This is a genomic window from Mesorhizobium vachelliae, assembly GCF_033977325.1.
GTDB classification, from domain to species: domain Bacteria; phylum Pseudomonadota; class Alphaproteobacteria; order Rhizobiales; family Rhizobiaceae; genus Mesorhizobium; species Mesorhizobium vachelliae.
Window position 1 is genome coordinate 1 of sequence record NZ_JAVIIR010000040.1, and the last position, 11822, is coordinate 11822.

The 11822-nt window shown below is 56.8% G+C and carries 10 protein-coding genes; all 10 read left to right on the top strand.

Annotated elements, in window-relative coordinates; all coding sequences use genetic code 11:
• The first annotated feature begins 91 nt into the window (after window positions 1-91).
• Window positions 92-271 carry a hypothetical protein gene (locus RFM41_RS33565; protein ID WP_320253459.1) on the top strand — a complete coding sequence of 60 codons (180 nt, stop codon included), beginning with the start codon at window positions 92-94 and terminating at the stop codon, window positions 269-271.
• A gap of 160 nt (window positions 272-431) precedes the next feature.
• Window positions 432-1688, top strand: a complete 1257-nt coding sequence (locus RFM41_RS33570) for a sarcosine oxidase subunit beta family protein (protein WP_320253458.1) — start codon at window positions 432-434, stop codon at window positions 1686-1688.
• Window positions 1689-1701: 13 nt separating this feature from the next.
• Window positions 1702-1968 carry a sarcosine oxidase subunit delta gene (locus RFM41_RS33575; RefSeq protein ID WP_320253457.1) on the top strand — a complete coding sequence of 89 codons (267 nt, stop codon included), beginning with the start codon at window positions 1702-1704 and terminating at the stop codon, window positions 1966-1968.
• On the top strand, window positions 1965-4925 hold the full coding sequence (locus RFM41_RS33580; protein WP_320253456.1) for a sarcosine oxidase subunit alpha family protein: 2961 nt from the start codon (window positions 1965-1967) through the stop codon (window positions 4923-4925). Before RFM41_RS33575 ends, RFM41_RS33580 begins: the two co-directional genes overlap by 4 nt.
• Window positions 4926-6165: 1240 nt before the next feature.
• Window positions 6166-6438 carry a hypothetical protein gene (locus RFM41_RS33585; protein ID WP_320253455.1) on the top strand — a complete coding sequence of 91 codons (273 nt, stop codon included), beginning with the start codon at window positions 6166-6168 and terminating at the stop codon, window positions 6436-6438.
• Between the two features lie 433 nt (window positions 6439-6871).
• Window positions 6872-7492 carry a group II intron maturase-specific domain-containing protein gene (locus RFM41_RS33595; RefSeq protein WP_320253460.1) on the top strand — a complete coding sequence of 207 codons (621 nt, stop codon included), beginning with the start codon at window positions 6872-6874 and terminating at the stop codon, window positions 7490-7492.
• A gap of 380 nt (window positions 7493-7872) precedes the next feature.
• Complete coding sequence (gene doeA / locus RFM41_RS33600) at window positions 7873-9042, top strand: ectoine hydrolase DoeA (RefSeq protein WP_320253453.1); 1170 nt, start codon at window positions 7873-7875, stop codon at window positions 9040-9042.
• 113 nt (window positions 9043-9155) lie between these two features.
• Window positions 9156-10319: an acetylornithine deacetylase gene (argE, locus tag RFM41_RS33605; protein ID WP_320253452.1), complete on the top strand. Its 1164-nt coding sequence runs from the start codon at window positions 9156-9158 to the stop codon at window positions 10317-10319.
• Between the two features lie 154 nt (window positions 10320-10473).
• On the top strand, window positions 10474-11445 hold the full coding sequence (locus RFM41_RS33610; RefSeq protein ID WP_320253451.1) for a GlxA family transcriptional regulator: 972 nt from the start codon (window positions 10474-10476) through the stop codon (window positions 11443-11445).
• Window positions 11409-11822 (top strand): aldolase/citrate lyase family protein (locus RFM41_RS33615; RefSeq protein WP_320319348.1); only part of this gene is annotated, 414 nt, incomplete at its 3' end. The genes RFM41_RS33610 and RFM41_RS33615, both read left to right, overlap by 37 nt.

Sequence of the window (11822 nt, forward strand, 5' to 3'; positions counted from 1 at the left end):
GCCTCCGAGATCGAAGAATACGTCCTCTTAGCCTCCGATCGAAAGGCTCGTTGCACATCAATGGCTTAACTTTAACAAGACGGGTTGACAAATGACCTATGCCTTCATGAAACAGCTGAAGCAGGAAGAGGTGCAAGGCCTGGCCTACAAGGATGCAGATGATGCCCGCAGGCGCATCGGTGCTTTCATCGAGACCGTTTACAACACACGCAGCGCCTGCCTTCGGCGCTCGATTATCTCACGCCGGGGAACACATCAGGCTGGCATCTGAAAACGCGATGGTGCCATCGTGACTCTAGGCTGGCACTCGCGGCGTGGAATGCCGCATAGTTTGCTAGCGTCCTATTTGGCGACTTCTCATTAAATGCATCGAGCAACGCGTGGAAGCTTACAATTGTCTCCTTCAGCCGTTGTCGTGAACCGGGGCTGATATGCGCGGATACTCTGTTTTTTCCATTCTTCGCAATGGGCTCTCAGGCCAAAGGAATTGGCCCCGCGTTTGGAGATCGCCGAAGCCGAAGTCAAACTATGATATCGTTATTATTGGGGGTGGCGGTCACGGCCTGGCTACCGCTTTCTATCTCGCGGAAAATCATGGCGTTCGCAATATAGCGGTCTTGGAGAAGGGCTATATTGGCGGAGGTAACGTCGGCCGAAACACTACGGTTATTCGATCGAACTACCTGTTGAATGGAAATACCCAATTCTACGAGTTCTCGCTCAAATTATGGGAGGATCTATCCAGGACGATCAATTACAACGTCATGTTCTCGCAGCGCGGCCAGCTTGTGTGCGCGCACTCTCCCGACCAACTCGAATTCTTCAGTCATCGCGCCAATGTAATGCGTCTCAACGGCATCGAAGCAGATGTGCTCGACCGTGAAGAGGTCAGGCGAATGGCGCCATACCTCGATTTCTCTGACAGCGCGCGGTTTCCAATTTATGGAGCGCATTTTCAAGACAGAGCTGGTACCGCGCGGCACGATGCCGTCGCGTGGGGCTACGCTCGGGCTGCGGACGCGCATGGGGTAGACATCATCCAGAATTGCGAAGTGACTGGCTTTATTCGTAAAGGCGAAAGTGTAGTCGGCGTCAGAACAACTGCTGGCGACATTGGAGCAGCAAAAGTGGGGATGGCGGTTGCGGGCAACACCACCACGCTTGGCCGTATGGCAGGCTTGGAGCTCCCGATAGAGAGCCATGTGCTGCAGGCCTATGTGACCGAGCCCATAAAGCCGCTAGTAGATCAAGCGATCGCTTACGGAGCCGACCATTTCTATGTGAGCCAGTCTGATAAAGGGGGCTTGGTCTTCGGCGGTGGATTGGATGGCTACAATTCATACGCACAACGAGGAAACCTCGGCAACGTGCGAGATGTTGCCGAAGCTGCTATCGCGTTCATGCCCTGCATCTCACGTCTGCGGCTTCTCCGGCACTGGGGGGGCATCATGGATATGACACCAGACGCCAGTCCGATAATATGCCACACGCCCGTGGAGGGCCTCTATCTTAACGGCGGCTGGTGTTACGGTGGGTTCAAAGCCACGCCAGCGTCAGGATGGTGTTTTGCCCACCTCCTGGCCACCGGGGCTCCGCACCCGCTTATCACCGATTACGGCCTGGATCGCTTCAAAGCTGGACGAACTATAGATGAAGCCGGCATCGGTCCTTTTGCTTGGCTTCAATAACGGGACCCACCAAATGCTTCGCATAAATTGCCCCTGCTGTGGTCCGCGCGACCACGATGAATTCCGGTATGGGGGCGACGCCTCCGTCGTTCGGCCGACACAAGAAGACCTTAGCTCGGAAGCATGGTACCGATACGTCTTCATCCGAAATAATCCAGCGGGGCTCCACCGCGAGTACTGGCAGCATGCCTTAGGTTGCCGGCACTGGTTAATCGTCGAGCGGAATACCCGGAACCATATCATTCATTCGGTTGATTTTGCAAAGGAAGTGGGGGCATGAAGCGGCTTGCTAACGGTGGACGCATCGACCGTTCGCATAAGGTGACCTTTAGCTTCGATGGGAAGCGGCTCTCGGGGTTCCGTGGAGACACGCTCGCCTCAGCGCTGGTCGCAAATAACATCAGCCTCGTTGGACGAAGCTTCAAGTATCATCGGCCGCGAGGCATAATGTCGGCGGGCCCCGAAGAGCCGAATGCCCTCGTAACCTTGGGCGTTGCCGATCGACGGGAGCCCAACATCCCTGCTACGACAGTCGAATTGGTGGACGGGCTCGTAAGTGAAAGCCAGAACCGCTGGCCCTCGCTCGGTTTTGATATCCAGAGCATCAACAGCTGGTTTTCACCCTTCCTGGCTGCGGGATTTTATTACAAAACGTTTATGGGCCCCACGCGTGGGTCTTGGATGTTCTACGAACATTACATTCGTAAAGCGGCGGGCCTTGGGCGAGCGAGCGATCTACCAGATCCAGACCGATATGAGGTGCGACACCTATTCGCTGATGTGGTGATAATCGGTTCTGGTCCGGCGGGCCTTTCAGCTGCACTGGCGGCAGCACAAGCGGGCGCGAGAGTAACCTTGGTCGAACAGGACTTCCTTTTGGGTGGAAGTCTGCTGTCAGAGCCTACGAAAGGAGCGGCACAGATTTGGCTTGATGAAATTTCGACTCGATTAGGCTCGATGCCAAACGTGACGATCTTGCGTCGCAATATCGCATTTGGAGTATACGACGGGAATGTCATCGGTATGGTTGAAGAGCACGGCCATCAAAAAGCAGACCCTTCGCCTGATGTACCTCGTCAAACTTTGTCCCTTTTACGGGCGAAGGCAATTGTATATGCGACAGGCGCGATAGAGCGACCGCTGATCTTCGCGAGTAATGATCGCCCAGGCGTAATGCTCGCCTCGGCTGTAAGAACATACCTCAATCGCTATTCCGTATTGACCGGGACTAACGTTCTTATCGCGACTGACAATGATAGCGCTTATAGCACAGCGTGGGATCTCATAGCCGCAGGAGCAAAGGTCTCGATCATCGACAGCCGCGCAGCTGTAAGCCGCGACGTCCTACAAAGGGCGCGGAAAAGCGGGGTTGACGTTAGGTTTGAATCTTGGGTGACCAAAGCGGTTGGTGGCAAGCACGTGATCGGCGCGCTGATAGCTGGACCAAATGGCAAACAGAAACATGGTTGTGATCTGATTGCGGTTTCCGGCGGATGGTCGCCGACAGTTCATTTGACCTCTCACCGCGGCGTGAAGCCGGTCTACCGAGAGGATATTGACGCCTTCGTGCCAGGCAGGTTGAGCGAAAGTGAGTTCGTTGTAGGCGCACTAGCTGGCGATTTCGCCTCATCTCAAGTTGCGGAGCGGGGATTCCAGATAGGGTTGGAAGCCGCAGAATTCTGCGGCCTCAAAAAGCCCGCAAGGCACCCTCCTCTACTGGACCTCAGAGAAGACATATCCAAGAATGAGGGTACAATCCCAAGAACCGCCAAAGCTTCGATCGCCAAGGGGAAGGCATTCGTCGACTTCCAGATGGATGTCACCGCTAGTGACATAGCATTGGCTCACCGAGAAGGCTTCGTATCGATTGAGCATCTTAAACGATACACGACTCTTGGAATGGGCACCGATCAAGGAAAGACAAGCAACTTCCATGGTCTCTCCGCTATGGCAGGATTGCGGAGCTCGAGCGTGGTAGAGGTTGGCACAACAACTTTCAGGCCGCCATACACGCCTCTAGCGATGGGTGCATTGGCTGGGCGTAGAATAGGCCATCACTATAAACCTATTAGACGTACGCCCATGCATGACTGGCACGTAGCCAACAGCGGTCGAATGCTGGAGACGGGATTGTGGATGCGGCCATGGTTTTATTCGACTGCCGGCCGAGACGTTGAAACGGCATATGTGAAAGAGATGCGCATCGTTCGCGAGAGCGCGGGGCTGATGGATATTTCAACACTTGGAAAGATCGAGTTGCAGGGACCTGGCGCTGCTACACTGCTGGATCGAGTTTACGTCAACGGCTTCGCAAGTCTTCAGATAGGTCGCGCACGTTATGGCGTGATGTTACGGGACGATGGAATTGTCTTTGACGACGGAACCACGACGCGGATCGATGAACAACGCTTCTTTATGACGACATCCACTGCTAAAGCAGGCGATGTCATGTCGCGATTAGAGTTCCTCCTTGAGACCGCTTGGAAGGACCTTGATGTATCGCTTACTTCGGTGTCGGACGAGTGGGCAGCCATGTCCATCGCCGGCCCCAAGAGTCGCGAAATCCTCTCAGCCGCGTTTGAGGATCTCGATTTCTCGAATGATAACCTGCCACATATGGGCAGTTTAGAGGGCACCTTTGGCGGCAAACCGCTGCGCGTCTTGCGCTTAAGTTTCTCGGGCGAAAGAGCGTACGAGGTTTATGTCGGCTCGACGCAGGGCGAGGAACTTTGGAAGCATCTATTAGAAGTCGGCGACCGATTTGGGCTGCGACCGTATGGCCTTGAGGCTCTAGGTGCGCTGCGTATCGAAAAGGGGCATATCGCGGGACCGGAGATAGACGGTCGTACGGCGCTTGACGACCTGCGTTTGCGTCGCATGGCTGGCAAACGTCAAGGTTTCGTTGGTGACGTCCTGAGCCGCCGTGAAGCGCTAAACGATCCAAAACGTGCACACCTGGTAGGGCTTCAAAGCGTCGACACGGGCAAACGGCTGAGAGGGGGGGCGTTGCTATTCAGGCCCGGCGACAAATTGGAGGGTCACGGGTTAGGTCGCGTAACATCAGTGACTTATAGCCCTACGCTCAATTCCTGGGTCGGACTAGCGCTCCTTGCTCGTGACGCGTCAATAGAAGGCGCCGAGGTGCTAGCAACCTACCCGATGAACAACGAGACTGTAAGGGCTCGGATTGTCTCCCCAGTGTTCCTAGATTCGAGCGGAGAACGTTTCCGTGGTTAGCTTCAACAACGTTGACTTCTTGAAGACCTCCGATTGCCCGATCTTGCAATTCGAAAGTTGGGCAAGCGCTAAGGTCAAATTTGAGAGCGCCTTAGCAAAGGATTTAAGTGTAGAACTTCCAGCAAGCGTTGGTGACAGCGTAGCTACTGGGAGCGGACGTTTGATCCGGATTGCACTCCGCCGGCTGTGGCTCGTTTGCGAAGACACATTGCCGGCGGTTGCTGTCTCTGACTATGGGTGCCAAATCGTATTGGCTGACGGTCGAGTACGGTTGCGGCTCTCTGGTAGAAACATCAAACATATTCTAGAGCGCTGTGCTCCTATTGACTGGGAGAACCTCGGCGAGGGGAAAGCCATCCAAACCGGGTTCCATGGCATTCCTACATTAGTCCTGCGCGCGGACCCGCACTGCGATCTTCTAGTGCCGCGTAGTTTCGCGAGGAGCATCGCAGAATGGATAGCTGACATTGGTTCAGCCGCGCCCGCGCGGGCTGCCCGACCCGAACTCGTAAGATAGGAAGCGAAATTGGCTGAGCTGTTCCTAACAAAGCGGACTCGCGATGAAAGAGAGGCCTTGAAGGAGGAGCTGCAACTGATCCTTCGAGAAATGGAAGCGCTGGAAACGCGCGCGCAGGGTCTTCGCCTGCGACTTGCTCGAATAGACATGCATGAGGCAGCCACTTGCAGTATTGAAAGCACCACACAGGCTCTATGGTTACCCTCCTTTTATCCGCCGAGGTACTAACCCGCTTCTCTCAGTGCGCCCAGATGGCGCGTATCACCAGTGGAGGAAGGTTCCACCCAGATAATTGTCGATAGGTCTGGTAGCTGACGAGCGGTTCCGTCGGGTAACTGGCCGGGTTGAAGCCTCGTGACAAAGGCCGCCTTGGGCAGTTGAGCAATCCAGCGGGCCGTAATGTGAGTGAAGCCTGAGCAGGCCTCGAAAGTGAAATTGCGGATGCCGACCTGGCTGAGAGACGGGGAAGGCAGCATGAACGGGGAAGCAATCGACATGGGCACCCGTTCGATCCGCCGATAGTGGGCACGGCACGCTGGAAGGGTGATGCGGGCAACTGGGGAGACCCGTTCGGCATGAGGGTCGCGACCTCGACGCAGCCTTCGGGGCGGCGGTGCCGGCGGGAGTCGGACAGGGTCATAATACCGGTGAAGCCGGGTAATGCCGGCGGAGGGAAGGGCCCTGACTTCTGGTGTGCTTTTGAAGCTGGTGAGGAGGGGGTGATTGGCGATGAACCTGGAAACACCCGAAAAGATCAGGACCCTGCAGAGGAAGCTGTATCGCAAGGCGAAGGCGGAGCCCGCTTTTCGCTTCTACGTGCTTTACGACAAGATCTGCCGTGAGGACATTTTGCGCCACGCCTATGCGCTGGCCCGCGCCAATGCGGGTGCGCCGGGCGTGGACGATGTGAGCTTCGCGCAGATCGAGGCGGAGGGCGTGGAGGGGTGGCTGGCGGGCCTGCGCGAGGAACTCGTCTCGAAGACCTACCGGTCATAGCCGGTGCGGCGGACGATGATCCCGAAGCCGGGGGGCGGCGAACGCCCGCTCGGCATCCCGACTATCCGGGATCGGGTGGTTCAGACCGCCGCCAAGCTGGTGCTGGAACCGATCTTCGAGGCTGACTTCGAGGACAGTGCCTATGGTATCGGCCCGGACGCAGTGCGACCGACGCCATCAAGGAAGTGCACCGGCTTGTCTGCCGGGGCTATACCGACGTTGTAGACGCTGATTTGTCGAAATACTTCGACACGATCCCGCATTCGGACCTCCTCAAATCGGTGGCCCGACGCGTTGTCGACCGGCACGTGCTGCGGCTGATCAAGCTGTGGCTGAAAGCGCCGATCGAAGATCGGGACGGTGATGGGAAGCGGCGAATGAGCGGGGCAAGGGCAGTACTTGCGGCACGCCACAGGGTGGCGTCGCAAGCCCGCTGCTCTCGGTCATCTACATGAACCGCTTCCTGAAGCATTGGCGGCTTACCGGACGCGGCGAGGCGTTCCGTGCACACGTCATCTCCTATGCCGACGACTTCGTCATCCTCAGCCGCGGTCATGCGGCCGGGGCGCTGGCGTGGACAGGGATGGTGATGACAAAACTTGGGCTCACCCTCAACGAGGCGAAAACCTCGGTGAAGGATGCCCGCATGGAGCCCTTCGACTTCCTCGGTTACCGGCTCGGCCCGCATCGCTTCCGCAAGGATGGCCATTGGTACTTGGGCGCGAGCCCGTCCAAGAAGAGCGTGCAGCGGATGAAGACGAAGGTTGGCGATCTCCTGGTAAACGGCAACAAGGAGCCGTGGCCCGAAGTACGCGACCGGTTGAACAGGCTTCTGCGCGGCTGGTCGGGCTACTTCGGCTACGGAACGCGTTTGCCAGCCTATCGGGCGGTCGACAACCACGTCTGCGACCGGGTACGTGCGTTCCTGCGCAAACGGCACAAGGTGCAAGGACGCGGCGCTCACAGGTTCTCCGATGACAAGGTCTTCGGAGAGCTCGGCGTGTTGCGTCTTCGACGCGTGCATCTTGGACCGCCGCCGTGTGCCTCGCGATGAAACCAGTCGGAAAGCTGGATGCGGGAAATCCGCACGTCCAGTTTGATGAGCGGGGAAGGGAAACGGAGCGACGCCAACACGGCCCAAGCCACCGCGCCCTTCCTCGACTCTACCCGCGCCCAGGCTCGAGGCGCATCTTGACTGGTGCGGCTAGAGCCGCTTGGCCGCCAACAATCTTAGAGGCCGAAATGCCGGCTGCCGCTGCCGATGCGATCCTGGCGTCGCTCATAGAGTAAGCACATCTGAATGCCAGATGGATCAAATCTACAAACAACATTTGACGCTCGCGATACGCTCAGGGATTGTTTTCTGGCTGCTTCTTCCTGGTTAATTAGCATGAAAGAAAAGGCACCCTGAAAGGGGAAGCCATGGGGACGAAAATGCTCGATTTCAGCCTGGATGAATTCGCGGAGCGGCTTAGCAAAACCCGAGCAGCGATGGAAAGGCGCGGCATCGACACCCTTGTCGTTAGCGATCCAGCCAATATGCTGTGGTTGACTGGCTATGATGGCTGGTCGTTCTACGTCCACCAAGCGGTCATTGTACCGCCTTCCGGCGAGCCGATTTGGTTCGGTCGCGGTATCGACTCACCCGGCGCGACGCGAACCTGTTATATCGGAACCGAAAATGTCGTTCCCTATCCCGACCACTACGTCCACTCGCTTGAGCGTCATCCGATGGAACTGCTTGCGAAGCTCCTGGTTGAGCGCAAGCTGGATAACGGCGTCATAGGCATCGAGAAAGATGCCTACTGGTTTTCGGCCGCAGCTTACGAATCCCTTATGGCCGGCCTGCCGAACGCCAAGTTTGTCGATGCGACTGTCTTGGTGAATTGGGAAAGGATAGTGAAAAGCCCAGCTGAAATCGCTTTTATGCGAAAAGCCGCTCGCATTGTTCAGCTGATGCACAAGCGCATCTACGAAAAGGTCGAGCCGGGCATGCGCAAGTGTGACTTGGCGGCCGAAATCTTTGACGCCGCCATTCGCGGCACACCTGAGTTCGGCGGAGATTACCCAGCCCTTGTACCGCTGCTCCCGTCGGGGGCCGACGCCGCAGCATGCCATTTGACCTGGGACGACCGGCCGATGCGCAACAACGAGGGGACATTTTTCGAGATCGCCGGCGTCTATCGGCGCTACCATTGCCCGATGTCACGGACCGTCTATCTGGGCAAACCAAGCGAGACGTTCTTGAACGCCGAGAAAATGACGTCGGAGGGGATGGAGGCAGGTTTGGCCATCGCCAAACCGGGTGCCACCGCCGAGGACATCGCGATCGCCTTCTGCGATGTGCTTGAACGTTACGGCATTAAGAAGGAAAACCGGGTCGGGTATTCGGTCGGGTGCGCCTATCCGCCGGATTGGGGTGAGCACACGATGAGTCTGCGTCGTGGCGATAAGACCGAGCTTCAGCCCGGTATGACATTCCATTTCATGACCGGCCTGTGGATGGAGGACTGGGGTTTCGAGATGACAGAAACCGTTCTCATTACCGAAACCGGCATGGAGTGCTTAGCGAACGTGCCGCGGCAACTTTTCGTCAAAAACTAATGCGACGAGATGAGTGCGTTTGCACTGGGGTTTTTGCTCAGGGGGCCTGCGGCAGGTGGGTCGCTTGTAGCGGTGAACCCTCCATCCTCATGTAAGAACCGCTGGAGAATGAGATGTCAGTGGCTTCGATCGAAGACGCAAAACAGATACTTGAAAAACTCGTCGCATTCCCGACCATCTCCCATGAGTCAAACCTCTCCATGGTTGACTACATGGCTGATTTCCTCCGGCAGCTTGGTGCAAGGGTATTTCTTCAGCACAATGAAGACGGGCGGAAGGCCAATCTGTTCGCCACGTTAGGCCCTCAGAAGGATGGGGGTATCGTGCTCTCCGGGCATTCGGATGTAGTCCCGGTGGAAGGGCAGGATTGGTCCAGCGATCCTTTTATGATGCTGGAGATCAACGGACGGCTTTACGGCCGCGGCACATGCGACATGAAAGGCTTTCTCGCCTGCTGCCTTGCCGTTGCTCGGGAGACTGCGGAACTCAATCTCGAGCGACCGCTGCATTTTGCATTCACCTACGATGAGGAGGTCGGTTGCTTCGGCGCCCAAGCGCTGGTGAGGGAAATGGCTCGTCGCAATATCAAGCCTGCGGCCGCCCTAATCGGTGAGCCGACAATGATGCAGGTCATCGAAGGGCACAAAGGATGTTATGAATATACGACCAATTTTGTGGGCCTTGACGGCCACGGATCGCAGCCGGATCGCGGCATCAACGCCATTCAGTACGCGACAAGGTTCATCACGTATCTGATGGAGCTCGGTAATGAGCTGAAGGGCCGGGCGATGGCGGGAAGCCGCTTTGACCCTCCTTGGGCCACAATTCAGGTCGGGCGGATTCTCGGCGGCGCGGGCCGTAACATTATTGCCGGGCATTGCTCGGTCGAATGGGAGATGCGCCCGGTTCAACCGTCTGACGCAGCGTTTGTGAAGGAGAGCCTCGACGCCTTCATCAACCAGCAGCTGCTGCCGGAAATGAAGGCCGTGTGTCCTAATTGTTGTGTTGAAACCATCTTGATCGGTGAGGTGGAAGGACTTCAGATCGTGCCCCAGTCGGCGGCACGCGACCTCATCTATGAAATCACCGGCGCCAACGGTGCCGACGTCGTCGCCTTCGGCACCGAGGCGGGGCTTTTTCAGAAAGCGGGGATATCGGCGATCATCTGCGGGCCTGGCTCGATCGAGCAAGCGCACAAGCCAAATGAGTTTGTAGACATCGACCAGCTCAAGAGTTGCCTAAAGATGCTTTCGCGCCTGCAGGCGAAACTCGTTTGAACATGCTTCCGGCGTGCTGGGCCTTGGCTCAGCGATCAATCCGAAATCCGGGTTCAGCTCTCTCGCAGCCCACTGATTGCCTATGAACGCTCCGTATCGATCTCATAGGATGACCTTCACTGAGCCCTCCAAGGTTCTGGGAGCGAGGCAAATATTGACAATCGCCGTCCTGGTGCTGCCGGGGTTTTCGCATCTGGCACTTCATGCCTATCTCGAGCCCTTGCATATCGCGAACTCCGTTTTGAAAGAGCAGCGGTTTCGATGGCGAATTGCTGGAATGGACTGCCGACCTGTTGCTGGCGCAAACGGCATCGCAGTGCCGGTCGAAGTCACCATTGATATGCTGCGTGCCTGCGTCAAAAGTAACGAAATCGATCAACTCGTGGTCGTGTCAGGCGAACCTGTTGAGGGCTTCTGTACCGCTGCTCTCAACAGCTTGCTACGCGATGTGGCCAGGTGCGGCGTAGGCATATCAGCTATCGGCACGGCAACCTGGCTGCTTGCCCGCGCTGGCTTGCTGACGAACAGCCATTGCACGATCCACTGGTCGCGGTTTGCCGCCTTCTCGGAGGTGTTTCGCAAACCTCGCATTCAGAACTCGCTGTTCGTTAAGGACGGTCAGTATTCAACCTGCGCCGGGGAACTGGCTGCTTTCGATTTGGCCGTGGACTTCATCGGCGCTCACGCTGGAGCATTCATCGCGAAAGAGGTCTGTCGGTACGCAACCGTAGAGGGCCAGCGCTCCGGTTCAAAACGTCAGACAGATGGCGCGGCAACAGGATTTGGGAAGGTGAGCAACAAATTCGTAGCTGCAATAACGACGATGGAACAAACCATAGAGTTTCCAGTGCCGGTATTTTGGCTGTCTAAGCGAATAGGCATCTCAAGGCGTCAACTCGAACGCCTTTTCGTAACTCACGTAGGAATGACACCTGCTAAGTACTACCTCAAGGTTAGGATTGATCACGCAAGGCGGCTGATCGAAGGCACGCAATTACCCATTGTTGACGTAGCGATTGCTAGTGGTTTCGTATCGGCGTCGCATTTTGCGAAATGCTTTAGGAACATGCACGGAATTTCGCCACAGGAGTGCCGCGCGATGGCACCCACCTGGGTGGTGTTTTGAGAAATTCGCCAAATCCGCTGAGGACGGTCTACGGCGGGACTCGGTGCCGGTCTCGAACGACTACTCCGCAGCGCCATCGGCATCTAGAGATCGCGAATGCGGTTTCAGAACTTGAACGGGAAAGAAATCTTGCGCCGGGACGCATCCGGTTCCTTGCTCAGATTGAGACTCCGGGCGCCTTGCAAAGACTTGCGGCCATTGCGTCGGCGCATCCAAGGATGGTCGCAATGTCGCTCGGTCCTGAAGATTTCAGTGCCGCTGTTGGGGGCGCCCCGGAGTTCGACCTACTGTTGGCGCCAAACCTTTCTGTTCTGTTTGCCGCCCGTGCAGCCGGCTTGCTCCCGCTAGGCTTCATAGGAAGCATCGGCGAGTTGTCG